The following is a 26,771-nucleotide window of genomic DNA, read 5'->3' on the forward strand; positions in this document are numbered from 1 at the left end:
GCATGGCTCGGCGGTCCGCTAATCCCCGTTTGCTTCGTTCCAACCTGTCGCCCCACTATTAGGGCGATAAATCGCTACAAGTCCCGGGTGGGTACGGATGCGTTTCCAGGTGCTTGGGCCGCTTGAAGCGTTTGACGTGGACGGCCGGTCGATCGCGCTCGGCCCCCGGCGTCAGCGGGCCGTGGTGGCGCGGCTGCTCATCGCCAGCGGCCGGGTGGTCCCCGCGGATCGCCTGATCGAGGACCTCTGGGGGGATTCGGTCTCCACCGGCGCCTCCGGACTGCTCCAGTCGAACATCTCACTGCTCAGGCGCGTCCTCGAACCGGATCGCCCCCCGCGCACTCCCGCGAAAATCCTGGTCAGCGCCGCCCCCGGCTACGCCCTCCGGTTCCAGCCCGACGACCTGGACGCCTGGCTCTTCGAGCAGGAAGTCCGCCAGGCCGAGGAGTCGGATCTGTTCCGCGCGCCCGCCCAGGCCGTCAGCCTGCTGGATCGCGCGCTCGCCCGCTGGCAGGGCCCCGCGTACTCGGAGGTCGCGGGAGACGACTGGGCGGGACCGGAGGTCGTACGCCTGGACGAGCTGCGGGCGCACGCCCGGCAGCTGCGCGCGATGGGCCTGCTGGGTTCCGGCCGGGCGGCCGCGGCGGCGGCCGAGCTGGAGGTGCTGGTCGCCGAGTCGCCGCTGCGGGAGGAGTCGTGGCGGCTGCTGGCGCTGGCGCTCTACCGGTCGGGACGCCAGGGCGACGCGCTGTCGGTCCTGCGCCGCGCCCGGGATGTCCTGATCGCCGAACTCGGCGTGGATCCGGGCCCGCGCCTGCGCGAGATCGAGGTCGCCGTCCTGGCCCAGGACCCGGCCCTCGACCAGACGACCATGCTGCACGGCGTCGGCGGCGGCGAATCCATAACGGCGATCGAGCAGCCCCCGCCGCTCGAAAGGGCGGAACCGAATGATCGCCTGATCGGACGCGAAGCCGAACTCAAGACGCTGCGCGACCGGGCCCAGTCGATCCTGGCCACCGGCCGGCGCGGCGCGGCCCTGATCTCCGGGGAGCCGGGCATCGGGAAGAGCGCCCTGGTCGGCGCGCTGGCGGCGGAACTGGAGGCCCAGGGCTGGGCGGTCTCCTGGGGACGCTGCCCCGAGGCGGAGGGTTCGCCCGCGCTCTGGCCGTGGGCGCAGGTCATGACCACGTTCGACCAGGCCGTCCCGCGCACCCGCGAGGAGTGGGAGGTGCTCCGGCTGGGCGCCTCCACCACCCGCTTCCACGTTCATCGTGCTTTGTCCGGATATCTCGCCCGAGTGGCCGCCGTCCGGCCCCTGCTGGTCGTCCTGGACGATCTCAACCGCGCGGACGAGGCGACCCTGGGCGCGCTCCGCGACCTCGCCGCCGACCCGGAACCCGCCGCGGTCTTCGTGGTCGGCACCTACCGCTCCGCCGAGGTGAGCGAGGAACTCGCGGAAACCTGTTCAGCCCTGGCCAGGCAGGAGGCGGCCAGGATCGACCTGACCGGCCTCGCCGCCGCCGACGTGGCCGCCCTGGTCCGGCTGACCTGCGCCGAGGTCGACGCACAGGACCGCGCCGACGAGTACGCGGTGGCCGCCATCGCGGCCCGCAGCGACGGCAACCCGTTCTACGCCAGGGAGACCGCCCGCCTGCTGGCGAGCGAGGGCGTGCTGGTCGCCACCAGCGAGGTCCCGGCCGGCGCCGCCGACGTGATCAGGCGGCGGGTGGCCCGGCTCCCCGCGGTGGCCAAGAACGTGCTGCGCACCTTCGCCGCCGTCGGCCGCGAGGCCGAGGTCTCCGTGCTGGTACGGGCCGAGCCCCACCACACCGACGAGGTCTACGACGCACTGGAGATCGCCATCGTGGCCGGCCTGCTGGAGGAACCCGCCCCCGGCAAGGTCCGCTTCGCGCACGCCCTGGTCATGGACACCATCTACCGCGACCTGCCCAAACTACGCAGGGCCCGGCTGCACTTCCGGATCGCCGAGGCGATGGAGGAGCTCCGCCCTGCCGACGTCGGCGCGCTCGCGCACCACTTCGCGGAGGCCGCCACGCTGGGCTGCGCCGACAAGGCGGTCCGGTACTGCCGGGCGGCAGCCGTACAGGCCGAGCAGCGGTTCGCGTACCGGTCGGCGGTGGCGCTGTGGGCGCGGGCGCTGACCGTGCATCTCGTGGATCCACGCGCGGACCTGCGGGTACGCGCCGAGTTGCTGCGCGAGCGGGCCAGGGCCGAGCAGCTGGCCGGGCTGGCGCAGTCGGCGCGCGAGTCACGCGCGGAGGCGATCAGGAGCGCGGAGGTGACCGGCGACCGGGCGCTCACCGCCGCGGCGATCACGGCCATCGACACGCCGATGATGTGGAACAACCGCAATCACGGTCAGACCGACGTGGCCCACGTCGAGCTGATCAGCCGTACCCTGGCCGGGCTGCCGGACGGTGAGACCGAGCTGCGGGCCCGGCTGCTGGCGACGTTCGCGCTGGAGGCCGCCATCTGGCACGACCCGGCAGGGGCGTCCGCCGCGGCCGAGGAGTCGGTGGCGCTGGCCAGGACGCTGGGGAACGCTTCCGTGCTGGTGGTCGCGCTGAACGCGTACTACATCGTCAATCGCGTACCCGGAAAATACGATCTGGTGCTGGAGATCGGGGCGGAGCTCGTCGAGCTGGGCCGGCGGGAACGCCTGCCGGGGGTGGAGGCGCTCGGCCTGCTGTCCCGCAGTTCCGCGCTGCTGGCCCGGGGCGCGGTGGAGGAGGCGTCGGTGCTGATCGAGGCCGCCCGCGAGCTCGCGGAACGGTATGAGCTGCGCGAAGCCGCCGCGCTGGCCGGCCTGGCCGTGGCCGCGATCGAGCGCCTCCAGGGCCGCGAGAGCGAGGCGGAACGGATGTTCGCCGAGGTCGCGGCGAAGGCCGTGGAAGCTGAAATGTGGGACATCTACGGCTCGATGATGCTGGTCCGCGTGTGCCGCCTGCACGAAACCGGACGGCTGCCCGAGGCGGAACCGGATATCCAGCAGCTGAGCGCGGCCTACCCCGAGGCCGCCCGCCCGCTGGTCGCCCTGCAGGCCGCGATCGAGGGCCGCCCGGACGCCGCGGGGCTGCTCCGCCACGAACCGCCCTTCGACTACCTCTGGCTGCTCATGCAGGCGTTCCGCGCCGACGCCGCGATCCTGCTCGCGGACCGCGCGATCGCTGAAGAGCTCTACGGGACGCTGGCGCCGTACCGCGACTGCGTGAGCGGGGGCGAGACCATGGCCATGGTGCTGGCGCCGGTCGCGGAGCGGCTGGCCGGGCTGGCCGCCCTGCTCGGCCGGGATCCGAGCGAGGACTGGCGGCAGGCGCTCAAGGTCGCGCAGCGGGCCGGAGCCCCCCACTGGGAGGCTCGGGCCCGCGCCGCGCTGCCGGGCGGCTGATCGGGGCTCACCCGAAGATGAGCTGGTGGAACCGGCGGTACTTGCCGCTGAACAGGCGGTTGGCGATCCGGAAGGCCAGCGGGGTGAGCGCGAGCGCGGCCGGGACCTCGGCGGCCGGGATGGCCGAGACCGACCAGGGGATGAGGAACCAGAGGTTCTTCTTCGGGTAGTTCGTCATCATCTGGTGCTCCCAGGACTGGAAGTCGGCCACGGAGACGTAGGTCCGGATGATCGGGAAGATGTCGCGCTCCTCCTCGTCGATGTGCTCGTCGAGCAGGTCGCGCAGCACGGTCGAGTCGGTGGCGAGGGTCTCGCGGGCGGTCAGGTCGCCGGGGTGGGTGACCAGCAGGGTGGAGGCGCGGCGCAGCCGGTCCAGGATGGGGTCGAGCTGGTCGTGGTCGGCGGTGAACGGCTCCAGGTCGACGGCGTGGCCGGCGGACGCCTGGATGATCGGCCAGCCGACGGTGTCCTCGCCGTGGTGGTGGAGGTGGATCTCCTCGGTCATCAGGCGGACGTACTCGGCGAGGGCTTTGGCTCGGGCGGGGGTGAGCGGGACCGTGCCATCGCGCAGGGTGTGCGCGAGGGCGGCGAGTTCGCGGGCGCCCTGGCGCATCGCCCGGTGCGCGACGCCGTAGATCGTCAGGTTCACTTCGGGGTCGCCGGGGCGGCGCGGCCGGATGGTGGTCGTGGCGGGGGCCATGATGCTCCTTCGTGGTGGGCTGTCCCTCTGAGGGTGCGACCTCGCACTTTGAGCTTTCTTGGATCCCGCTCCGAGGGGAGGGCAGGATGGGGGCCATGGTTGACGAAGGCGCTGTGCTCTGGGACCCCACCCCGGAGGTTCTCCGGTCCGCGAAGATCACTCGATACCAGGAGTGGCTGTCCCGGCCGGGCCCGTATCAGGATCTGTGGCAATGGTCGGTCGACTCCCCGGCCGAGTTCTGGACGTCCATCTGGGACTACTTCGCGGTGGCGGGAGAGCGGGGCGACGGCCCGGTCGTCACCGGCGCGATGCCCGACGCCCGGTGGTTCCCCGATGCGACGATCAACTACGCGGAGAACGCCCTGCGCGGCGACCCCGACCGCCTAAGCGTGATTTTTCGTGATGAAGCCGGAAATCGGCGGACCTACACGGTCGGGGAGTTGCGGGCCGAGGTCGGCCGGGTCCGGGCCGGGCTGGTACGGCTCGGCGTGGCCCGGGGCGACCGCGTCGCCGCCTACCTGCCCAACATCCCGGAAGCCCTGATCGCCTTCCTCGCCACGGCCTCCCTCGGCGCCATCTGGTCCTCCTGCTCCCCGGACTTCGGCGCCCCCAGCGTCATCGACCGTTTCACCCAGATCGAACCCAAGGTCCTGTTCGCCGTCGACGGCTACCGCTACGGCGGCAAGAGCTTCGACCGCCGCGACGTCGTCGGGGACATCGCCGCCACCCTCCCGTCGCTGGCGGCGACCGTCTGCGTGCCGTACCAGAACCCCATCGAGAACGCCGTGACCTGGGACGACCTCAGGTCGGAGGCGAAGGAGCCCGAGTTCGACCGGGTGCCTTTCGGGCATCCGCTCTGGATCGTCTACTCCTCGGGCACCACCGGCCTGCCCAAACCGATCGTCCACGGCCACGGCGGAATCGTCCTGGAACACCTCAAGGCGCTCTCGTTCCACCAGGACCTCGGCCCCGGCGACGTCTTCTTCTGGTACACCACGACCGGCTGGATGATGTGGAACTTCCTGGCCGGCGGCCTGCTCGTCGGCGCCACCGTGGTCCTGTACGACGGCTCCGCCGCCCACCCCGGCACCGACGCGCTCTGGAACGTGACCGCCGAGGAGGGCGTGACCTACTTCGGCACGGGCGCGCCGTACCTGGTGGCCTCGATGAAGGCCGGGGTGAAACCGCGCGGCCTGGACGCGCTGCGCGGCCTCGGCTCGACCGGCTCCCCGCTGCCCCCGGAGGGCTTCGCCTGGATCTACTCCGACGTCAAACCGGACGTCCAGCTCGGCTCCTTCTCCGGCGGCACCGACGTCTGCACCGGTTTCGTGGGCGCGGTCCCGCTGCTCCCGGTCCGGGCGGGCGTGATCCCGTGCCGCTGCCTGGGCGCGCGCGTCGAGGCGTACGACCCGGAGGGTGAGCCGGTCGTCGGCGAGGTGGGGGAGCTCGTCCTCACCCAGCCGATGCCGTCGATGCCGGTCATGTTCTGGAACGACCCGGAGGGCGCCCGCTACCACGAGTCGTATTTCGCCGACTATCCCGGCATCTGGCGGCACGGCGACTGGATCAAGATCCTCCCGGACGGCGGCTGCGTGATCTACGGCCGCTCCGACTCGACCCTCAACCGGGGCGGCGTCCGGATGGGCACCAGCGAGTTCTACCGGGTGGTCGAGCGTTTCGACGAGGTGGCGGACAGCCTGGTGATCGACACCGGCCAGCTCGGCCAGGACGGCCGCCTGCTGCTGTACGTCACGCTGACCGCCGGGACGGATCTGGACGAAGCCCTGGTGGCCCGCCTCCGTACCACCCTGCGGAAGGAACTCTCCCCCCGGCACGTCCCCGACGAGATCATCGAGGTGCCCGGCATCCCCCGCACCCTCTCCGGCAAGAAGCTGGAGGTCCCGGTGCGCAAGATCCTGCTCGGGGTGCCCGTCGCGAAAGCCGCCAACCTCGACGCGATGGTCAATCCCGAAGTCCTAGACCACTTCCGCCCTATTCCCTAGCCAGATCGCGGACGGTGACGGACACTTCACTTCGGGGCCCCTCGCACCGGAGTGAGGTGTCATGTCCACACGCCTGGGTGACCGGCTGGCCGCGGCGCGGCAGCGCGGTTTCGTGGGCCGGCGACGCGAGCTGGCGGCCTTCGACGACCTGCTCGACCCGGCCGCCCCGGCCCAGGTCCTGCTCGTGCACGGCGCCGGCGGCGTCGGCAAGACGGCCCTGCTGCACCGGTACGCCGCGCTGGCCGGCCAGGCCGGCCGTCCGGTGCTCTGGCTGGACGGCCACGAGCTGACCGGCCTCGCCGGCCTCGACGAGCTGGACCTCGACGCCGGCGGCTTGGTCCTGCTGGTCGACACGGTGGAACGCGTCCCCGGCCTGGACCGGTGGCTGCGCCGCGAGGCGCTGCCCCGGCTGCCCGCCGACGCCGCCGTGGTGATCGCCGGGCGGGACCGCCCCGAGCCGGTGTGGCGGGCCGACCCCGGCTGGCGCGAGCTGGTCCGGCTGCTCCCGCTCGGCAACCTCGACCACGAAGACGGCCTCCGGCTGCTGGCCGACCGCGGCGTGCCCGAGGAGGAGCGCGAGGCGGCGCTGGAGTTCACCCGCGGCCACCCGCTCGCCCTCGCCCTGGTCGCCGACGTCTCCGCGCAGCGCCGCTTCTCCGCCGGATCCGCGCACGAGGTCATGGCCGAACTGCTGCGCGGCTTCGTGGAGACCGTGCCCACCCCGCTGCACCGGCGCGCGCTGGAAGCCTGCGCCCAGGTCCTGGCCACCACAGAACCGCTGCTGGAGGCCCTGCTCGGCCTGGACGACGCCGGCGACCTGTTCAGCTGGCTGCGCGGCCTGTCCATCGTCGAGTACGGCGCCCGCGGCCTGTTCCCGCACGACCTGGCCAGGGACGCGCTGGCGGCCGAACTCGCCTGGCGCGACCCGGACGGCTGCGAGCAGATCCGCCACCGCGCCGCCGCCTACTACCGCCGCCAGTTCACCGGCCCCGCCCGCCACGCGGTCCTGCTGGACTTCGTCTACCTGCACCGGGCCACCTCGGCGCTGGGCCCGTTCGTCACCGGCTACCCGCAGACCAGCGGCCTCAGCGCGGACCGGCCGACCCGCGCGGAACTGGGCACGATCGTGTCCTGGGTGCGCAAACACGAGGGCGACGACTCGGCCCGGCTGTGCGAGCACTGGCTGTCCCGGCACCAGGCGACCGTGATCAGAGGCAGGGACGGCACGGCGGCCGGGTTCTTCCTGCTGATCGACGCCGTCCCCGACCGGGCGGATCCGGCCACCCGCGACCTGCCGCCCGGCCGGACCCGGATGGTGCGGTTCTGGATGGACGGCCGCTGCTACCAGGAACCGTCTCCGGTGCAGCTGTTCATCACCACCCACCTGTTCCGGTCGTACCTGACCGGGGACTGCCCGGATCGCACGCTGCTGACCTTCGCGGCGGCCGAACCCTGGGCGGCGGGCTGCGCGCACGTGGACTTTCCGCGGTTGGAGTCGGCGGACTTCACGGTGGGCGAGCACACGTACGCGGTGTTCGGGCACGACTGGCGGGCGGTGCCGCCGCAGATCTGGGTGGCCCGGCTGGCGGAGCGGGACGCGCTGATCGAGGCCGCGCCGGTGGTGAGGCAGGCGCTCGGTGAGGACGAGTTCGGTCAAGCCGTTAGGGCCGATCTGCGCGCCTACGGACGAGCGGACGGGCTACGCGACTCGCCGTTGCTCGGCGCGCTGGAGCTGGGTGAACGCGACCTGCGCGCGCTGTTCGAGGAGGTCGCCGCCCAGCTGGCCGCCTCGCCGCGCGACCTGAAGGCGCATCGAGCGCTGCATCACACGTTCCTGCGTCCCGCCAGGACCCAGGCGGACGCCGCCGCACTGCTCGGCCTGCCCACCACCACCTACCGCCGCCACCTGGCCCTGGCAGAGGCCCGGTTCGTCGAACTGCTCTGGCAGCGGGCCCACTGAACCCTCCCGGAGGTGTCCCCGGTGAGGGCCGGGGGCACCGAGGGACGATTCACAGCCCTTGCGGGAACCGGAACAGCCGTCCGGGATCGTACTTCGATTTGATCTGAACCAGCCTGGGAGCGTTCGCGCCGTAGTACTGCCCTAACCACCCAGTCAGGTCCGGGTCGATGTAATTGACGTAGGCATGGTCCCCGAAGAACGGCCGCATCGCCGCGTGCGCGGCGCGGGCCCAGGCCAGCGCTCCGCCGAAATGCGCGTAGTACTGCACGCTGTACAGCGCCTTCCGATGCGGGAACGCGGTCGCGTCGGGCCGCACCCGGCCGATGGCCCCGCCGAAGGCGTCCAGCAGCACGGTGTGCCTGCCCGCCTTCGCCACCTGCGCGACCAGCGCCTTGATCCCCGCGTCGCCGAGCGGCGTGTAGGCCAGATGCGACTTGGCGCTGAAGGTGTCCCGCACCAGCTTCCCGTCCGCGGTCTCCCCGGGTAACGACCCCGGCCGATGGCACTGGGACACCGAATAGGACGAGCACCCCGCCATGACCATCATCGCCTGCTGGTACGGCACCTGCCGCACATACCTGCTCGAAGGCCCCCGCCCGACCCGATCCGCGAGCCTCTGCAACTGCTTCTCGCACCCCGCCCTGGACCCCAGATACACCCCGCCCACCGTCACATCCGGCGACGGATCATGACTCAGATGCAGGTTCGACCACAGCCCGTCCGGAGCCGACGGCGCCCACCCCTGCCAGGCCCGCAACACCGCCCCCGCCCGCCCCCACGGCCAGTGCAGGAAGAACACCGTCACCTCGCGGGTGGCGTGACTTCGGAAGGTGAAAGACGTCGCGATCCCGAAATTTCCGCCTCCGCCGCCGCGGGACGCCCAGAACAGGTCGGGATGGCTGGTCGGCGAACACGTCACCCGGTTGCCGTCCGCGGTGACCATCTCCACCTGGGTCAGCACGTCGCAGGTCAGACCGTACCGGCGGGAGACCACCCCGATCCCGCCGCCGAGGGTCAGCCCGGCGACGCCGACGCTCGGGCAGGAGCCCGCCGGGATGCTGACCCCGAGCTTGCCGAGCTTCGCGTAGACGTCCACCAGTTTGGCGCCCGCGCCCACGGTGGCCAGACCGGCGCCGTGCCGTACCGAGGACAGCGCCGACACGTCCACCACCAGGCCGGTCCCGGTGGACCAGCCCGCGTAACTGTGCCCGCCCGACCGGCCGGTGATCGGCACGCCGAACCGGCGCGCGAACGCCACGCACTCGGCCACGTCCGCCGGGGTCGCGCAGTACGCGACCGCGGCGGGCCTGACCTTGTCGTAGGCGGGATTGAACAGCTTCCTGGCCCGGTCATAGGCGGCGTCACCGGGCCGGACCAGCTTGCCGTCCAACCCCCGGCCCAGCGCACGCCAGTCCGGCGCGCCGACGCCGGCCAGCGCGATGCCGGCCGGGACGAACGCCAGAAACCCCCGCCGCCCGAGTAAGGCGGAAGGGCGCGGGGTGTTCGACATGATCACTCTCCGAAGTCGCAACTACCTCGTGAGACGCATGACATGCCGGTGGGGTTGGTGACAATCAGGTCACCTTGCGCCGATTCGCAGCGCCAGCGCGGGACACATCTCGACGGCGCGCTGCGCCTCGCTTTTCGCCCACGACGGCACGGGGCTGTCGATGAACACCGGGTAGCCGTGATGGTCGAGCTTGACCAGCTCCGGCACCAGATGCGCGCACAGGCCGTGGCCCTGGCAGCGGGTCCAGTCCACCACCAGCCGGACGTCGGAGGCGTCCGCGATCGGCAGCGGCAGCACCTCCTTGGTCGGCCGCCCGCAGGTCCCGTTGAGCCGGTGCTCCTCCACGTCGTCGGCGAAGGCGTCCAGCGCGGACAGGACGAACCTGGAGGTCCCGTCCGGGTGGAAGCAGGCTCCCCGGCCCCGGACGGCGGTCGCGGCCTGCTGGACGAGATCCAGGGCGCCTGGGGTCCCAACTGTGAGCTCGGCGAGGGCGCGGGCCAGCGACGGCAGGCCCATCCGGCACGGGCCGCACTGCCCGGCCGACTGCGCGGCCAGATAGGCGGCCACCCGGACCGTCTCGCCCAGCGGGCAGGTGTCGGAGCCGAGCGGCACGATGATGCCCGCGCCCAGCTCGCCGCCCGACTGGGACATGCCCCGCCGGGAGACGATCGCGCCGTACGCGTCCGCGGCGCTCAGCCACTTGCCGTGGTAGCCGCCGACCAGCAGGCCGTCGCCGACGCTGGCCTCGCACATGTCCAGCACGGCCGCGAGCGGCACCCCGGGCGTGCACTCCACCACGGTGGGCGCGGTCACTGAGCCGCTCACGCTGAGCAGGATCGTGCCGGGCTCCTGGGGGGTGCCGACCGAGGCGTACTCCTCCGGGCCGAGCTCGGCCAGCAGGGCCAGCTGGGCGAAGGTCTCGGTGTTGGACAGCAGCGTCGGCAGGCCGTTCACGCCGCTGTCGCTGGAGCGGACCTTGCGCCCCGACGGCATGCCGAGCTCGCCGTTGACCGCTTTGACCAGGGCGCCGCCCTCGCCGGAGATGAACCGCTCCTGGATGCCGACCACCCGGACGTATCCGGTCAGGCCGCGTTCCGAGACGGCGGCGAGCATGGAGCCTTCCGCCAGCTCGCCGGCGGGGGTGGCGATCACCACCTCCCGGGCGTCGAGCGCGCTGGCGGCCAGCAGCGCGCCCTCCAGGACCAGGTGCGGCTTGCGGGTCAGCAGCATCTTGTCCTTCATGCTGGCCGGCTCGCCCTCCGCGGCGTTGACCAGCACCACCGTCTCGGAGCTGCGGGTGTGCGCGGCCACCGCGCGGAGCTTGCGGGCGAACGGGAAGGCGGCCCCGCCGCGGCCGCGCAGGTCCACCTCCTCGGCCATCGCGATGAGACCGTCGACGGTCTCGCCGTCGAGCTGCCTGTGGACGGTGTAGTGGGTGTCCAGATCCAGCCGGCGGTTGTCGTCCAGCCCGGCGGTCAGCCGAGCGGGACCCATCCGGCGAAGTTTGGAGACGCGATAGGGGATCATACGACTCTCCGAAGCTTGGAGGAGGTGCGTTCGCGGCCCACGATGCTGATCGGTTCGGGAACCGACTGGGGCGCGGGTGCGACCTCAGGCATCGGCAGGGTCTCCAGGTCGTCGGCGATCGTCGCCGCGGGGCGAAGAGAGACGACGACTCTCAACAGCAGGGCGGTGCCAACCGCCACAAGACAGGCGATGTAACTCCAGCTCACCCAGGTCGCCGGGGTCCGGCCGGCGGCCAGGCCGTGCAGTATCGACACGGGCCAGGCCAGATAGGCCAGGTCGTGCAGACCCCGCCACAGCCACGGCCGCTCGGCCTGCGCGAACCGGCCGCGCATCACTCCGGTGGCGACGACCACGATCATCAGGTCGGACGCGATGGCGCCCGCTCCGATGGCCAGGTTCGTCGTCGGGAGCACGGAACCCCAGGCCGGGACGAGCCCGGCGGCGATCTTCATACCGATGTGGGTGACCAGGAAGCCCACCCCGACGAGTGCGGCGCCCCGATGCACGAGCTGGGCGCGCACCCGCCAGGGGATGGGCAGCAGGAGACGTTCGGAGGCGAGGAGCCCCAGGGCGACCGTGGTGGTGAGGGCGACCAGGGAGAGCACGCCCGCGTACACGGTCAGGAAGTTCTGCGCCTCCGCGAGGAGACCGGCGCTCAGCCCGTTTCTCGCGGCGAGCATGGCACCGAAGATGACGCACACGACCAGGGCGCCCAACGCGATCCTGATCGGGCGGGACTGCAGATTGAGCGGCGTTTCTTGCCGACGGTGAGACCGTCGTCTGGACACGGATTCCTCCGGTTGGGGGACTGTGCTGGGGGGTGGTGCGGGCTCGGAAACGCCTCGCGTCATCTCTTGCGCCATGTCTGCGTTCATCCTCGGGTTCATCTCCGGGTCAGCAGCGCTGGCCTCGGTTGATGCACTGAACGACGGCGTTCATCAGCTGGGTGGACATCACGTTGTGGAAGTCCGCGTGGTCGGTCGACGGGTTGTGCAGCTGCTCGGGGAAGGCGTCCACGGCGAACGAAGGGCCGGTCGGGACCTGGTAGGTGAGCGTCATCCGCAGCTGCGGGATGGCCTTGGTGCCGGCCGGGCAGGCGCCGTTGCCGCCGGGGAACACCACGTGGGTGCGGTGGTTGGCGCTGTCGGTGTTCTGGCCGTCCCAGCAGCTCGGGAAGTCCAGCATGCGGACGACCAGGCTGCCGCGCGGGCAGAGCGGGTACTGGGTGGTGAAGCGGTTGGTGAAGCCGGTGCAGCTCCACTGCGCGCGGGCGTTGGCGCCGCCGTTGGTGGTCGCCTTCGCGTCGCCGGTGATCAGGCGCAGGAACCTGGGCATCGCCACGACCCGGCTGGACGGGTTGCCGCGGAACTGCAGGTTGACCGAGCGGGGGGTCAGCATCTGGCCGATGTTGCCGTCGGCGGCGCCGCCGAGCTCGGAGCCGTCCTCGCCGGGCCTGGGGGGCGGCGGCTGGGCGGGCTGGGTGGGTTCCTGGGTCGGCTGCTGCTGCGTCGGCGTCTGACTCGGCTGCGGGTTGCCCTGGTTGTTGCCGTTGTTGTTGCCCTGGTTGTTGTTACCGGGGTTCCGGCGCTGGTTGGCGTTCTGGGCGGCGAAGCCCTGCGCGTTCTGGTCGCCGTTCTGCTGCTGCTGGTTCGGATCCTGTTGCTGCTGGTTGGGGTCCTGTTGCTGCTGGTTCTGGTTCTGCTGCTGCTGACCCTGGTTCTGGTCCTGTTGCTGCTGTTGCTGCTGGTTCTGGTCCTGCTGCTGGTTGGGGTCCTGCTGTTGCTGCTGCTGGTTGCGGCGGTTCTGGTTCTGCTGGCCGCGCTGCTCCTGCAGCAGGTCCGGCCGGAGCCGGATGACCGGCCAGAAGTACGCGGACTTGTCGCCGAACCGGCAGGTGGTCCCGCCGGCCGCGAGGCTCTGGTCGGTGGAGAACCCGTTGGTGGTCCGGTTTCCGACGTAGTCGTGGACGTGGTGGGCCCCGTTGGTCACGCCGGGGGCGACGATGTGGTTGTCGGAGTTGCGATGCTCGTTCTGGTTGCGGCCGCACTGGGAGGTGAACGAGCCGCGCCCGGCGCGGACGCCCGTGCTCCCCGGGGGTACCCGGCGGATGTCGACGAAGTCGCCTAAGGACGGACCGTTGACGGCGCCCAGCGCGGGGCTCTGCGTGACGGGCAGGATGAGTGATCCGGCCAGCAGGACGCCAGCGACCGCTATAGAGCGTTTTCGCATGGATTCTCCTCTTGGAACTAGGACTAGCTAAGACTGAGGGGTTGGCAGCTGCGAGTAGTCCACAAGACCTGTTTCCTCAAGCAGGGTCATGTGCTTGAGGACCACCGCGTTCGCCTTCGAGGCGAACTCGCGGATCTTGTCGTTGCGGGTGCCCGCGCGGACCGCGGCGATCGCCGAGAAGACCTTTCCGTGCGCGGCGCGCAACCGGTCGGCGAACGTCTGATCGAATTCGGCGCCGGTCCGGCTGGAGAGCTCACCGAGCCAGCGCTGCTGGTCCGGGTTGGGCTCGTCGGGCAGCTGGACGCCGAGCTGGGCGGCTTCCGCGCGGACTTCCTCGTCGAGCTGGGCATGGTCGTTCATCAGGTGAACGCCCGTTTCCTTGACCTTCGCGTTGGTCGAGCGCTCCTGCGCCCAGCGGCCGGCGGGGATCTCCCAGAGCCCGGCCCACCGCACCTTGATGAGCAGATCTCTGTCAGCGGGACCCAACGGGCCCCACCTGGTCTGGGTCCAGCCCTCCTGTTGCGCCGCCTGACTCTGCGGCACCACCACGATCACGGCGACCGCTGCCGCGAACAGGAAAACACCGAACACCACGAGCTCCCCGAACCGGAACCGCATGGCGCCTCCTCTCTTCGGAGGGAGGTACGCGGGGTTCGCGGGAGAGGTTCAGCAAATAGTCAGAAATGACTGGAGTTACGGGAGTTGTGTACATCACACAAAGACAGGTGCAAATATGTGGCTCGTGCGCCGACAACTCGACACCCGGTTCGAGCGTCTGGACCCCGAGGACGACCCTGATCGGGATGATCGTCTGATCAGGGAGTTGTACCAGGAGTTCGGTGGTCCGTTGCTCCGTCAGGTCAGGCAGACGACAGGCAACGACCTGCAATGGGCAGAGGACGTTGTTCAAGAGACGCTTCTGCGTGCCTGGCGTAACGCGGCGAAGTTAACGTGGGAACGAGGGCTCCTGTGGGCCTGGCTTCTCACGGTATCGCGCCGCATCGTGATCGACGGCCGTCGCAGACGCGGTGTCCGGCCCAGGGAAGTAGAACCTCCCGAAGCCGACAGCATCGCCGTCCCCGACGCAGCCGACCGGACGCTGGCGGCCATCGTGGTCGCCGACGCTCTGCGCGGCCTGTCGCCAGATCACAGGGAAGTTATAGAACAGACATACTTACGGGACCGTACGGTAAGCGAAGCAGCAGAGATACTGGGGATTCCACCGGGTACGGTGAAGTCCAGGCTCTACTACGCTTTGCGCGCCTTGCGCGGCGTCCTGAAAGAGAGGGGAGTGGCCAACTAATGTCGGTCTTCGGGGAATCTCATGTTGTCCGATGAGGTTCCAGAGTCCCTGCACCACGACGTGGCGGCATACGCCCTCGGGGTGTTGGACCCCGAGGACATACAGGGCTTCCAACTCCACCTCGTCTCGTGTGAACGGTGCCGGATCGAGCTGAACGAGTTCGGCGAGTTACCCGGCCTGCTCAACGAGGTCAAGTCCGCGTCGCAGCGGGTCCGTCCTTAGGGTCCGACCTTCCGGTCCGCCCGTAAGTTGACGCCCGCGCGGTTTTCGGATGGCGATCTGATCGCTGGTCAATGATGATCAGCGGAGTGCGCCCCCGGAGGAGTTTCGGGATGCCCGAGGCGAGAGCCGTACCGCCTTCGCGTAATTTCGATGAGGACGGCGCGCGGCTACCCCATGGCGAATTCCTACGCTGCCCCAGCTCCTAGACCTGCGAGATCCCCAATCGGGGACCGGTGACGACTCCTTTTCATCACTGAGCACCAGGTCTACGAGCTCTGGGTCACACCTCTCCCGTCGCCGCTATGGGATGCTTGCCTCCGTACGACCTCACAAAGGAGTGAGTAGCGACATGCCGCTCGACACGGCTGAGGCGATGGACGAACTGCTCCGCACGGCCGGTGAGACCTGTGCCAAGGTGCCGGGCGCGGCCGACGGGGCCGACCTGTTCCGCTTCCTTCAGGAGTATTACCGCCAGGTTCCCCTTGAGGACCTGGCCGACCGGAATCCGGTCGACGTATGCGGTCCGGCGCTGGCCCACCGCAATCTCGCCGCCTACCGGCCGCAGGGCCGGGCCCTGGTGCACGTGTTCTCGCCCATGCTGGAGGACCACGGCTGGGATCCCGGACACTCGGTGGTGCAGATCGTCACCGACGACATGCCGTTCCTGCTCGACTCGGTCACCACCGAGCTGGACCGGCACGGCCTCGGCACCCATCTGATCGTGCACCCGCAGCTGCGGGTCCGCCGGGACATGACCGGCCGGCTGCTCGGGGACGAGGACGCCGACATCACCGGCATGATGCTGGTCGAGTCCTGGATGTATCTGGAGATCGACCGGCAGAGCGACCCCGAGCTGCTCAAGGGGCTGGAAGCCGACCTGCGCCGCGTCCTGGAGGACGTCAGATACGCGGTCGAGGACTATGCCAAGATGCGCGCCCTGGCCCTGATGACCGCCGAGGACCTGGCCGACAACCCGCCGCCGCTGGATCCGGCCGGGGTGGAGGACAGCCTGGAGCTGCTGCGCTGGCTGGCCGACGGCCATTTCACCTTCCTCGGCTCCCGCGAGTACCGGTTAGAGGACGACGACACCCTCACCGCCGTGCCCGGCACCGGGCTCGGCATCCTGCGGGCCGACAAGGCCGGTTCCACCAGTTTCGCCGCGATGCCCCCCGAACTGCGGGCGAAGGCGCGGGAGAAACAGGTCCTGATCATCACCAAGGCCAACAGCCGGGCGACCGTGTTCCGGCCGACCTACCTCGACTACGTCGGGGTCCGGCTGTTCAGCGCCGACGGCGAGGTCATCGGCGAACGCCGCTTCCTCGGCCTGTTCACGCACGTCGCCTACAACGAGTCGATCTCCCGCATCCCGGTGCTCCGCCGCAAGCTCGGCGCGGTCCTGGACCGGGCGGGCCTGCCGCCGGACAGCCACGACGGCAAGGACATGATCGAGATCCTGGAGACCTACCCGCGCTCCGAGCTGTTCCAGATCTCGGTGGACGAGCTGCTGCCGATCGCGCTCGGCGTGCTCCGGCTGCGCGAGCGCAAACAGGTCAAACTCTTCCTGCGCCGGGACGACTACGGCCGCTACATCTCCTGCCTGATCTTCCTGCCCCGCGACCGTTACACCACCAAGGTCCGGCTCAAGATGCAGGACCTGCTGCTCAAGGCGCTGAGCGGGCACACCCTCGACTACAGCGCGATGATCGGCGAGTCCGCGCTGGCCCGGCTGCACGTGGTGATCCGCGGCGAACGCGGCAAGCGGCTGGCCGACACGCCCGTGAACATGGAGGAGCTGGAGGCCAGGCTGGCGGCCGCCACCCGCTCCTGGGAGGACGACCTCGCCGCCGCCGTCACCGAACTCTGCGCCGAGCAGGAGGCCCCCACCCTCATCCGGCGCTACCTGACGGCCTTCTCCGAGGGCTACAAGGCCGACTTCCCGCCCCGTACGGCGGTCGCCGACCTGAGACGCCTGGAACAGCTGGCGGACTCCGGCGGCGACATCGCCATGAACCTCTACGAGCCGTACGACGCCGGGCCCGACGAGCGCCGGTTCAAGGTCTACCGGCTGGGCCGGCCGATCTCGCTGTCGCACCTGCTGCCGCTGCTCCAGCGGATGGGCGTGGAGGTGGTGGACGAACGTCCGTACGAGGTGGACCGGGACAACGACCCCGCCACCAAGGACGCCTGGATCTACGACTTCGGGCTGCGCTTCACCCCCACCCCCGAGGTGGACAGGGACGACATCAAGCGGCTCTTCCAGGAGGCGTTCGCCGCGCTCTGGCACGGCGAGATCGAGAACGACGGCTTCAACGCGCTGGTCCTGGCCGCCGGGCTGACCTGGGAGCAGGCCGAGATCCTGCGCACCTACGCCAAGTACCTGCGCCAGGCGGGGGCCACCTTCAGCCAGGACTACATCGAGAAGGTGCTGCTCGGCAATGTCCGGCTGGCCCGGCTGCTGGTGGGCCTCTTCGAGGCGCGGCTGGATCCGCGCCGCGCCGGGGACGTCCGGGACGAGCTGTGCGCGGCGCTGCACGAGGAGATCCTGGCCTCGCTGGACGAGGTCGCATCGCTGGATGAGGACCGGATCCTGCGGGCCTACCTGGAGACGATCACCGCGACCCTGCGGACCAACTTCTTCCAGCTGGTGGACGGGAAGCGCAAGCCGTACATCGCGGTGAAGTTCGATCCGCAGGCGATCAGCGTGCTGCCGCAGCCCCGGCCCAAGTTCGAGATCTTCGTGTACTCGCCCCGGGTGGAGGGCGTGCACCTGCGGTTCGGCAAGGTGGCGCGCGGCGGGCTGCGCTGGTCGGACCGGATGGAGGACTACCGGACCGAGGTGCTCGGCCTGGTCAAGGCGCAGATGGTGAAGAACACCGTGATCGTGCCGACCGGGTCCAAGGGCGGGTTCGTGGTCAAGCACCCGCCGGCCGGCGGGCGGGACGAGCTGTTCGCCGAGGGCGTCGCCTGCTACCGGCAGTTCGTGTCCGGGCTGCTGGACCTCACCGACAACCTGGTGGGCGGCCGGGTCGTGCCGCCCGCGGACGTGGTCAGGCACGACGGCGACGACACCTACCTGGTGGTGGCCGCCGACAAGGGCACCGCCACCTTCTCCGACATCGCCAACGGCGTCGCCGCCGACTACGGCTTCTGGCTCGGCGACGCGTTCGCCTCCGGCGGCTCGGTCGGCTACGACCACAAGGCCATGGGCATCACCGCGCGCGGCGCCTGGGAGTCGGTGAAGTACCACTTCCGGATCATGGGCGTGGACGTCCAGAGCACCGACTTCACCGTGGCCGGCATCGGCGACATGTCCGGCGACGTGTTCGGCAACGGCATGCTGCTGTCCCCGCACATCCGGCTGCTGGCCGCCTTCGACCACCGGCACATCTTCATCGACCCCGAGCCCGGCCCCGGCGCGTTCGACGAGCGGCGGCGGCTGTTCGAGCTGCCGCGCAGTTCGTGGGCTGACTACGCGCCGCACCTGATCTCGGCCGGCGGCGGGGTGTGGCCGCGCACGGCCAAGTCGATCCCGGTCACGCCGCAGGTCAGGTTCGCGCTCGGGATCCCCGACGGGGTCACCGCGCTGGCCCCGCACGACCTGATCAGCGCCATCCTCAGGGCCCCCGTGGACCTGCTCTGGAACGGCGGCATCGGCACGTACGCGAAGGCGAGCACCGAGTCGAACGCCGACGTCGGCGACAAGGCCAACGACGCGCTCCGGGTCAACGCCGGCGAACTGCGCTGCAAGGTGATCGGCGAGGGCGGCAACCTGGGCTTCACCCAGGCGGCCAGGATCGAGTACGCGCTGGGCGGCGGCCGGATCAACACCGACTTCATCGACAACTCGGCCGGCGTGGACACCTCCGACCACGAGGTCAACATCAAGATCCTGCTCAACCAGGTGGTCCGCGACGGCGAGCTGACCGAGAAGCAGCGCAACCAGCTCTTCAAGGACATGACCGACGAGGTCGGCGGTCTGGTGCTGCGCGACAACTACGCGCAGAACGTGGTGCTGGCGGCCTCCAGCAAGCAGGCGCCGGAGATGCTGCACATCCACGCCAGATACCTGCGCTGGCTGGAGCGGGCCGGGCTGATCAACCGGCGGCTGGAGTCGCTGCCGTCGGACAAGGCGCTGGCGGAGCGGCGGCAGGCCCGGCTGGGGCTCACCCAGCCGGAGCTGGCGGTGCTGCTCGCCTACACCAAGCTGGTGGTGGACGCGGATCTGCTGGCCTCGGACCTGCCGGACGATCCGGCCCTGCGCAAGTGGCTGGTGTCGTATTTCCCGTCGGCGCTGCGGGAGCCGTACCAGGCTTATATGGACGCGCACCCGCTGCGGCGGGAGATCATCACCACCGGGGTGGTGAACGATCTCGTCAACTGGGGTGGAACCAGTTTCATGTTCCGCTTCGGGGAGGAGAGCGGGGCGTCCATGCGCGACATCGCGCGGGCCTACCTGGTCGCCCGGGAGGTGTTCGACCTGGCCAGCTTCCGGCGGCAGGTGGAGGCGCTGGACGGCAAGGTGGCGGAGGACACCCAGCTGCGGATGCTGCTGGAAGGGCGGAAGCTGTCCGAGCGCGGCACCCGGTGGCTGCTCGGGAACCGCAGGCCGCCGCTCGACCTGGCCTCGGTGGCGAACTTCTTCGAGGTGGGGGCCAACGGGCTGCTGCCGCACCTGCCGAAGATGCTGACCGGGCTCGACCTGGCCGCGTTCGAGGAGCGCAGGGACTCGTTCGTGTCCCGCGGGGTGCCGCCCGAGCTGGCCGAGCGCACGGCCGGGATGGTGCCGGCCTACTCCACCTTCGACCTGGTGGAGATCGCCGAGCTGACCAAGCGGCCGGTGAACGAGGTGGCCGAGGTCTACTTCGACCTGGCCGACCGGCTCCAGCTGGCCCGGCTGCGGGAACGGGTGATCGCGCTGCCCCGGGACAGCCGGTGGAACGCGATGGCCAGGTCCGCGCTCCGGGACGACCTGTACGCGGCGCACGCCAGCCTGACCAGGGACGTGCTCATCCACAGCACCCCCGGGCTCGCGCCGGAGGAGCGGCTGGCCCGGTGGACCCGCGCGAACGAGGCCGCGGTGGCGCGGGCCAAGCAGACGCTGTCGGAGATCTGGGAGAGCGACACGTTCGACCTGGCGACGCTCTCGGTGGCGTTGCGGGCGATCAGGACGCTGGTGGCGACCAGCAGCCTGCCGCAGTAGCTCAGGTGACGCTCGCCCTGGTCACCAGGCCGTCGTAGCCGACGACCTCGGCGGGCGCACTGGAGTCCTTCGGCGGTACGGCCCCGACATACTGCTGGGTCTCCAGGATCCGGCGCTCCTTGACGATCACGTCGGACCGGAGCGCCCAGCGGGCTTCCTCGGGGATCTCCAGATGCATGCCCTGGGCGTTCTCCAGCTTGGCCGTCCAGGTCGTGGTGCGGGTCAGGCTGTAGAGCACCAGGCCACCGCCGTCGGCGGTCCTCACCGCGTACACCGGGAAGCCGACCGCCAGGGCGAACAGCGAGTCGTAGGCCAGGCCGCGGGACTTGAACGACTTGCGGTTGCGCTTGATCTCGGCGAAGTAGCCGGTCGTCCGGGGGCCGGGTTCGATCAGGCCGGACGCGTACCCGGCCCGGCCCTCCTCGGCGATGGTGGCGTGCAGCGGGCCCATCAGGTACGGACTGATGGCGATGCTCTGGTCGCGGGCGTCCAGGGCCGTCGCGTGGCCCTCCTCGTCCAGTTTCAGCGGCGGCAGGTCGGCTTCCAGCAGGGATTCGAAGCTGTTCTGCCAGATCTCGCCCTGTTTGACGAAGACCAGCAGCGCTTTTCTGGGTTCTCCGCCGTCCTCGCGGCGTTCCAGCACGGCCGCGAACCAGAGCGGGGCGTTGCCGTACTGGCGGGGCACGATCAGGGTCGGCTCCCCCCAGGTGTAGCGCGGCGGATGCATCCGGGCGGTCCGGTACTGGGCGATCGTGAACAGGTCCTGGCCGTCCCTGGCCAGGTCCAGCGCCCAGCGTTCGTCGCCGTTCACCCTGGCCACGTCGTCGGCGGCCAGGTGCTCGCGCAGCGCGGTGGCGGCGTCCTCGAAGGTGAGCGCCACCGGCGTCGGCGTGGGGGCAGCCGTGGCGGCGGTGGTGGCCGCGACCGGGCTCGGGTGCGGCTGGGGCGGCGGCGCCGAGGTGCAGGCGGCAACAGCGAACAGGACAACCAGGGCGATCGCGCGCCGCATCGTCTTCCCCCTTCCCCGGGACAGCCGGTCCACATCGTAGCCAGTCCGGTGTTCGCGTACCCTTTACAGACGTGGCAGCCATCGACCCAGCCGAAGAGATCAACGAGCTTACCGGCACCCTGGACAGCATCCAGGACGTGCTCAACCTCGACGCGCTGCGCAAGCAGATCGCCGAACTGGGAGAGCAGGCCGCCGCACCCGACCTGTGGAACGACCCCGAGGCCGCGCAGAAGGTCACCAGCAAGCTCTCCCACCTGCAGGGTGAGGTGAACCGCGTGGAGGGCCTGGTGAGCCGTCTGGAGGACCTCCAGGTGCTCTACCAGCTGGCCGCCGAGGAGGGCGACGCCGACACCCTCGCCGAAGCCGACCGCGAGCTGATCTCGCTGCGCACCGACATCGGCGCGCTGGAGGTGCGCACCCTGCTGTCGGGGCAGTACGACGCGCGCGAGGCGCTCATCACCATCAACTCCCAGGCCGGCGGCGTGGACGCGGCCGACTGGGCGCAGATGCTGCTGCGCATGTACCAGCGCTGGGCCGAGCGTAAAGGTTTCGCCACGGAGGTCTACGACACCTCCTACGCGGAGGAGGCGGGCATCAAGTCGGCCACCTTCACCGTCAAGGCGCCCTACGCGTACGGCACGCTCCGCGGCGAGCACGGCACCCACCGGCTGGTCCGGATCAGCCCGTTCGACAACCAGGGCCGCCGGCAGACCTCGTTCGCGGGGGTGGACGTGGTCCCCGTGGTCGAGCAGACCGACCACATCGACATCAACGAAGACGATCTCCGTATCGACGTGTACCGGTCATCCGGCCCCGGCGGGCAGGGCGTCAACACCACCGACTCGGCGGTGCGGATCACCCACCTGCCGAGCGGGATCGTGGTCTCCTGCCAGAACGAGCGCTCCCAGCTGCAGAACCGGGCCTCGGCGATGACCGTGCTCCAGGCCAAGCTGCTGGAGCGCAAGCGCCAGGAGGAGGCCGCGACGATGAACGAGTTGCGCGGCGAGAGCACCACGTCCTGGGGCACGCAGATCAGGAACTATGTGCTGCATCCGTACCAGATCGTGAAGGATCTGCGGACCGGCGTCGAGGCCGGGAACCCGACCTCGGTGCTCGACGGCGACCTCGACGAGTTCATCGAGGGCGAGATCCGCTGGATGCGGCGGGCCGAGGCCGGTCAGGAGTAGTAGACCTTCAGCGCGGTCAGCGCGAGCACGAGCACCACCAGGAGACCCAGGAAAACCGGGGAGGAGAGCGGGGATCCGTGGTGATGGAACTTCTCGCGGGCGTTGCGGCAGGCCGGGCAGCGGCCCTCGACAACAGGTTGGGCGCACGCGGCGCAGATCAAGTGTTCGCAGCTCATCGCAGCTTTACCCATGCCCTAATCGTTTTGTTTCCGTTATGGACGTTCCATGCCAGTGTTACCCCTAGACTGAGCTCTGGCCAACCGGAACGTCGATCTAGCGAAAAGAGACCGGCGCCCCCCGGGCTGGACGTCCCCCGCCCCCTAGACTGGCATGCCGTGATGCGCCCGTGATCCATTTCGATAATGTCACCAAGGTCTACCAGAACCAGAATCGTCCTGCCCTCGACCATGTTTCCGTCGATGTGGACAAGGGCGAGTTCGTGTTTCTCGTAGGACCTTCCGGATCGGGGAAGTCCACGTTCCTCCGCCTGGTGCTCAAGGAGGAGCGGCCCAATTCCGGCGCCATCCATGTCGCCGGTAAGGATCTTGCCCGCCTCACCAATTTCAAGGTGCCGCACCTGCGGCGCCGGATCGGCTGCGTGTTCCAGGACTTCCGGCTGCTGCCGAACAAGAACGTCTACGAGAACGTCGCGTTCGCGCTCGAGGTCATCGGCAAGCCCCGGCGGTTCATCCGCAAGGTGGTGCCCGAGGTGATCGAGCTGGTGGGCCTTGAGGGGAAGGCGCACCGGATGCCCGACGAGCTCTCCGGCGGCGAGCAGCAGCGGGTCGCCATGGCGCGGGCCTTCGTCAACCGTCCGATGATCCTGCTGGCCGACGAGCCGACCGGAAACATCGACCCCGCGACGAGCATCGGCATCATGAAGGTGCTCGACCGCATCAACAGGACCGGCACCACCGTATTGATGGCCACGCACGACGCGGCGATCGTCGACTCCATGCGCAAGCGGGTGGTGGAGCTGGAGGATGGCAAGATCGTCCGCGACCAGTCGCGGGGTGTCTACGGCCAGGCGTACTAGAAGAAGGAAGCATGCGGGCGAATTTCATCTTCTCCGAGGTCTGGATCGGACTCCGGCGTAACCTCACGATGACCATCGCGGTGATCGTGACCGTCGCCGTGGGTATGGCGCTGCTCGGCGTCGGGCTGATGATCAATTCTCAGGTCACCTCGATGACCGGGTACTGGACCGACAAGGTGGAATTGTCGGTCTATCTGTGTAAGAAGGATTCCGCCTTCGAGTCCTGCAAGGACAAGGGCGCGATCAGCCAGGAGCAGAAGAACGCCCTGCAGGCGACCATCAAGGAGATGCCCGAGGTCGAGAGCGTCGAGTTCGAGGACGCGGCCAAGGCGCTGGAGAACTTCAAGATCTCCGAGAACAACCGCACGCTCGCCGCGATCGTCAAGGTCGAGGACATGCCGGAGTCGTTCCGGGTCAAGCTGCGCGACCCGGACAAGGCCAGCGCGATCATCGAGAGCATCGAGGGCCAGGCTGGCGTCTCCAACATCATCAACGAGCGCGACCTGCTGGAGAACTACTTCGGCTTCATGAACCGGCTCCAGTACATGGCGCTGGGCGTGGCCATCCTGATGGTCGGCGCGGCCACCCTGCTGATCGGCAACACGGTCCGGCTGTCGGCGTACAACCGGCGGCGCGAGACCGGCATCATGCGCCTGGTCGGCGCCTCCAACGTGTACATCCAGCTGCCGTTCGTGCTGGAAGGCGTGATCGCCGGCCTGATCGGCGGCGTGTTCGCGGCGGTGCTGCTGATCACCACCAAGGTGCTGCTGTTCGAGGGCATCCAGTCCTATATGGCGGTGCCACTGGGCTGGGACACGGTGGCCGGGGTGATCACCCTGACCATGGCGGTCGGTGTGATCATCTGTATCCTCGCCTCGTTCATCACGCTCCGTCGTTATCTGCGTGTGTGACGAGCGCCGGTAGGCTCTCTGCCATGCCACGTGAGACCGGGCGTAAGGTCATCGCCCAGAACAAGCGTGCCCGCCACGACTTCTTCATCGAGGAGACCTACGAGGCCGGTCTGGTCCTGACCGGCACCGAGGTCAAGTCGTTGCGGGCAGGCAAGGCCAACCTGACCGACGGTTACGCCGCCGTCGAAGACCACGAGACGTGGCTGTACAACGTGTACATCCCCGAGTACAGCCAGGGCACCTGGACCAACCACGCCGCGCGGCGCAAGCGCAAGCTGCTGCTGCACCGCAAGGAGATCGGCAAGATCAACGCCACGCTCAAGGAGCGCGGCCTGACCCTGGTGCCGCTCGCCCTGTACTTCAAGGACGGCCGGGCCAAGATCGAGGTCGGCATCGGCCGCGGCAAGAAGGACTACGACAAGCGCCAGACCCTGCGCGAGAAGCAGGACAACCGCGAGATGTCCCGGGCCCTGTCCAACGCCGTCCGCCGCAAGGGGGGCCGCTAGGCCGTGTCCCGTTTGTCCCGTTCTGTACGGCTTGCGTTGGCGTTGGGGCTGCTCACCCCGACGCTGACCGCGTGCTTCGAGGAGCCGTCCCCGCACGAGGCGATCCGGGACTTCCTCGTCGGCTGGGAGAGCGGCGACTACGCCATGGCGGCCCGCCGCGCCGACGCCGACGAGGCCTCCGTACGGAAGGCGCTCGGCGACGTCGCCCTGCACCTGGACGCCGCCTCGCTCCGCTTCAAACTGGGCCACATCACCCGGGACGGCGGCACCGCCCAGGCCGCCTTCCAGGCCGAGGTGGACCTGGGCGAGAACAACCCGCTGTGGACCTACGCCAGCACGCTGCCGCTGCACCAGGTGGACGGCCGCTGGAAGGTCCGCTGGTCGCCCAGCGTCATCCACCCCGACCTGCACGAAGGCCAGCGCCTGGCGGTCAAGGTGGACCCGGAGGGCCGCCAGCCCATCATCGACCGCTACGGCGACACCCTCCAGGACCAGGACACGCAGTATGTCGCCCAGGTGATCCCGGTCCAGCTCTCCGACCCCGCCCGGCTCTGCCAGGAACTCGCGAAGGTGACCGGCTTCGCCCAGGACCGGCTGCTCAGCCGCATCCTGTCCGCGCCGCCCACCGACGCGGTCCCGCTGGCCACCTTCGGCCGCGCCAAGTACGAGCAGCTGCTCGCCCAGTTGGACCGCATCGACGGCCTCAAGATCGCGGTCGTCTATCCGCCGGTCGCGCCCAAGTCGCCGGCCCAGATCGTGGGCCGGGTCAACGCCGTCACCGCGGAGAGCGAGCAGCAGCTCGGCGGCCCCCAGCGGGCCGGTGACACCGTCGGCAGGGACGGGCTCCAGCGCGCCTACCAGGACCAGCTGACCGGCTCCACCGAGACGCGGGTCATCGTGCTGGACACCAAGACCTGGAAGACGGTCAAGGAGCTCAAGTCCTGGCCGGGCCGGAAGAACACGCCGGTCCGGACGACCATCGACTCCCGGCTCCAGCGGGCCGCCGATCTCGCGGTCGCGCGGACCCAGCCGGTCGCCCTGGTCGCCGTGGACGCCCCCACCGGGCAGGTGCTCGCGGTCTCCACCAAGGACCTGCACCAGGAGAACGACGCACTGGCCGGCAAGTTCCCGGCCGGCACCACGTTCTCCGTGATCGCCACCGAAGCCCTGCTCAAAGCTGGTCTGGACGTCGGGCAGAAGGTCCCGTGCACGGCCGACCGCACGGTCGGCGGCGCGCGTTTCCAGCAGACCGGCGTCACCTCCTCCGCGCCCTCCTTCGAGGCCGACTTCGCGCACGGCTGCGTGACCGCGCTGGCCTCGATGGCCCGCCGGGTGGACGAGCGCGCCCTCACCGAGAGCGCCGGCCTGTTCGGCATCGGCGCGCCCTGGGGCCTGCCGCTCAACAGCTTCAGCGGATCCATCCCGGCCGGCACCACCGACGCCGCCCGCGCCAAGATCATCGCGGGTTCCAGCGTCCGGGTGAGCCCGCTGGCAATGGCACTGGTGGCCGGCGCGGTCCGGTCCGGGACCTGGCATCCGCCCACCCTGGTCACCGCGCCGTCCTCACCGGACCCGAACGCGGAGATCATCCCGCCCCCGCCCCCCAAGCCACGCCCCCTCGACGCCGCCCGCGTCGCCGAACTCCGCTCCCTGATGCGGGCCGGCGTCGCCACCGGCTCCGCCCGCGCGGCCGCCGCCCCAGGCGACCCCGTGTACGGCGTCGCGTCCACGGTCACCTTCGTCGACAAGAAGGACCGCCGCCAGCTGTCCTGGTTCGTCGGCTGGCAGGGCGACGTCGCCGTCGCCGTCATGATGGAGGGCCCCGACCCCGCGGGCGCCTCCTCCGTGGCGGGCGCCTTCTTCAGCGGCACCAGAAAAGATTTCTGACCCCCGAGCAACCATCCCGCCCCCCGCCGGCGTCTTCCTTAGTGACCGGGTTCGCTTTGGGGGGTTGCGAACTCGGTCATCGACCAGGGCTCCATCTCGGGGGGAGCCCTGCCGTCCGGACCGGCTCGACCCTGCCGGTCGGCCCCCGGAAGCCTGCTGCTTCCGGGGGCTT

General features: G+C 70.0%; 19 protein-coding genes. 11 read left to right on the forward strand and 8 right to left on the reverse strand.

Annotated elements, in window-relative coordinates; all coding sequences use genetic code 11:
* The first annotated feature begins 97 nt into the window (after nucleotides 1-97).
* Nucleotides 98-3,409, forward strand: a complete 3,312-nt coding sequence (locus Acor_RS24365) for an ATP-binding protein (protein WP_155339057.1) — start codon at nucleotides 98-100, stop codon at nucleotides 3,407-3,409.
* Between the two features lie 7 nt (nucleotides 3,410-3,416).
* Here the strand turns inward: Acor_RS24365 and Acor_RS24370 are convergent, their stop codons facing one another.
* On the reverse strand, nucleotides 3,417-4,109 hold the full coding sequence (locus Acor_RS24370) for a hemerythrin domain-containing protein (RefSeq protein ID WP_155339058.1): 693 nt from the start codon (nucleotides 4,107-4,109) through the stop codon (nucleotides 3,417-3,419).
* Between the two features lie 95 nt (nucleotides 4,110-4,204).
* Between Acor_RS24370 and Acor_RS24375 the strand changes: the two genes are divergently transcribed.
* The gene (locus Acor_RS24375) at nucleotides 4,205-6,112 is read left to right on the forward strand and encodes an acetoacetate--CoA ligase (RefSeq protein WP_155339059.1); all 1,908 of its coding nucleotides are present in this window, start codon (nucleotides 4,205-4,207) and stop codon (nucleotides 6,110-6,112) included.
* A gap of 61 nt (nucleotides 6,113-6,173) precedes the next feature.
* On the forward strand, nucleotides 6,174-8,072 hold the full coding sequence (locus tag Acor_RS24380) for an ATP-binding protein (RefSeq protein WP_155339060.1): 1,899 nt from the start codon (nucleotides 6,174-6,176) through the stop codon (nucleotides 8,070-8,072).
* A gap of 49 nt (nucleotides 8,073-8,121) precedes the next feature.
* Here Acor_RS24380 and Acor_RS24385 read toward each other — a convergent pair whose 3' ends face one another.
* From Acor_RS24385 to Acor_RS24405, 5 genes are all read right to left on the reverse strand, one after another.
* A complete protein-coding gene (locus tag Acor_RS24385) occupies nucleotides 8,122-9,582 on the reverse strand; it encodes an FAD-binding oxidoreductase (protein WP_155339061.1) in 1,461 nt (486 codons plus the stop codon).
* 69 nt (nucleotides 9,583-9,651) lie between these two features.
* Entirely contained in the window at nucleotides 9,652-11,076 is a 1,425-nt protein-coding gene (locus Acor_RS24390; protein ID WP_155339062.1) for an NADH-quinone oxidoreductase subunit NuoF family protein, read from the reverse strand.
* Nucleotides 11,077-11,105: 29 nt separating this feature from the next.
* On the reverse strand, nucleotides 11,106-11,825 hold the full coding sequence (locus tag Acor_RS24395) for a hypothetical protein (RefSeq protein WP_155339063.1): 720 nt from the start codon (nucleotides 11,823-11,825) through the stop codon (nucleotides 11,106-11,108).
* Between the two features lie 178 nt (nucleotides 11,826-12,003).
* On the reverse strand, nucleotides 12,004-13,338 hold the full coding sequence (locus tag Acor_RS44630; RefSeq protein WP_155339064.1) for a DUF1996 domain-containing protein: 1,335 nt from the start codon (nucleotides 13,336-13,338) through the stop codon (nucleotides 12,004-12,006).
* Nucleotides 13,339-13,365: 27 nt separating this feature from the next.
* Nucleotides 13,366-13,956, reverse strand: a complete 591-nt coding sequence (locus Acor_RS24405; RefSeq protein WP_155339065.1) for a DUF4142 domain-containing protein — start codon at nucleotides 13,954-13,956, stop codon at nucleotides 13,366-13,368.
* A gap of 115 nt (nucleotides 13,957-14,071) precedes the next feature.
* Here Acor_RS24405 and Acor_RS24410 point away from each other — a divergent pair, with 115 nt between their 5' ends.
* From Acor_RS24410 to Acor_RS24420, 3 genes are all read left to right on the forward strand, one after another.
* Complete coding sequence (locus tag Acor_RS24410) at nucleotides 14,072-14,641, forward strand: sigma-70 family RNA polymerase sigma factor (protein WP_155339066.1); 570 nt, start codon at nucleotides 14,072-14,074, stop codon at nucleotides 14,639-14,641.
* A 21-nt stretch (nucleotides 14,642-14,662) separates the two neighbouring features.
* Nucleotides 14,663-14,863 carry a zf-HC2 domain-containing protein gene (locus Acor_RS24415; protein WP_155339067.1) on the forward strand — a complete coding sequence of 67 codons (201 nt, stop codon included), beginning with the start codon at nucleotides 14,663-14,665 and terminating at the stop codon, nucleotides 14,861-14,863.
* Between the two features lie 349 nt (nucleotides 14,864-15,212).
* Nucleotides 15,213-20,063: an NAD-glutamate dehydrogenase gene (locus Acor_RS24420; RefSeq protein WP_155339068.1), complete on the forward strand. Its 4,851-nt coding sequence runs from the start codon at nucleotides 15,213-15,215 to the stop codon at nucleotides 20,061-20,063.
* A 1-nt stretch (nucleotide 20,064) separates the two neighbouring features.
* Here the strand turns inward: Acor_RS24420 and Acor_RS24425 are convergent, their stop codons facing one another.
* On the reverse strand, nucleotides 20,065-21,072 hold the full coding sequence (locus Acor_RS24425; protein ID WP_155339069.1) for a DUF8094 domain-containing protein: 1,008 nt from the start codon (nucleotides 21,070-21,072) through the stop codon (nucleotides 20,065-20,067).
* Nucleotides 21,073-21,143: 71 nt separating this feature from the next.
* On the opposite strand from Acor_RS24425, the gene prfB reads away from it, so the two are divergent.
* Nucleotides 21,144-22,259: a peptide chain release factor 2 gene (gene prfB / locus Acor_RS24430; RefSeq protein WP_155339070.1), complete on the forward strand. Its 1,116-nt coding sequence runs from the start codon at nucleotides 21,144-21,146 to the stop codon at nucleotides 22,257-22,259.
* Here prfB and Acor_RS24435 read toward each other — a convergent pair.
* Nucleotides 22,250-22,450 (reverse strand): hypothetical protein, encoded by a 201-nt coding sequence (locus Acor_RS24435; protein WP_246239054.1) that lies wholly within the window; start codon nucleotides 22,448-22,450, stop codon nucleotides 22,250-22,252. The two genes, prfB and Acor_RS24435, sit on opposite strands and share 10 nt — an antisense overlap.
* 155 nt (nucleotides 22,451-22,605) lie before the next feature.
* Here Acor_RS24435 and ftsE point away from each other — a divergent pair, with 155 nt between their 5' ends.
* From ftsE to Acor_RS24455, 4 genes are read left to right on the forward strand one after another with little or no spacing between them, the layout of a single operon-like run.
* Nucleotides 22,606-23,295 carry a cell division ATP-binding protein FtsE gene (gene ftsE, locus Acor_RS24440; RefSeq protein WP_155339071.1) on the forward strand — a complete coding sequence of 230 codons (690 nt, stop codon included), beginning with the start codon at nucleotides 22,606-22,608 and terminating at the stop codon, nucleotides 23,293-23,295.
* An 11-nt stretch (nucleotides 23,296-23,306) separates the two neighbouring features.
* Entirely contained in the window at nucleotides 23,307-24,206 is a 900-nt protein-coding gene (gene ftsX / locus Acor_RS24445) for a permease-like cell division protein FtsX (protein WP_155339072.1), read from the forward strand.
* A gap of 23 nt (nucleotides 24,207-24,229) precedes the next feature.
* Nucleotides 24,230-24,712, forward strand: a complete 483-nt coding sequence (gene smpB / locus Acor_RS24450) for an SsrA-binding protein SmpB (RefSeq protein ID WP_155339073.1) — start codon at nucleotides 24,230-24,232, stop codon at nucleotides 24,710-24,712.
* A 3-nt stretch (nucleotides 24,713-24,715) separates the two neighbouring features.
* Nucleotides 24,716-26,599: a penicillin-binding transpeptidase domain-containing protein gene (locus Acor_RS24455; protein ID WP_155339074.1), complete on the forward strand. Its 1,884-nt coding sequence runs from the start codon at nucleotides 24,716-24,718 to the stop codon at nucleotides 26,597-26,599.
* The last annotated feature ends 172 nt before the right edge of the window (nucleotides 26,600-26,771 follow it).

It is taken from the genome of Acrocarpospora corrugata, from assembly GCF_009687845.1.
Lineage (GTDB): Bacteria > Actinomycetota > Actinomycetes > Streptosporangiales > Streptosporangiaceae > Acrocarpospora > Acrocarpospora corrugata.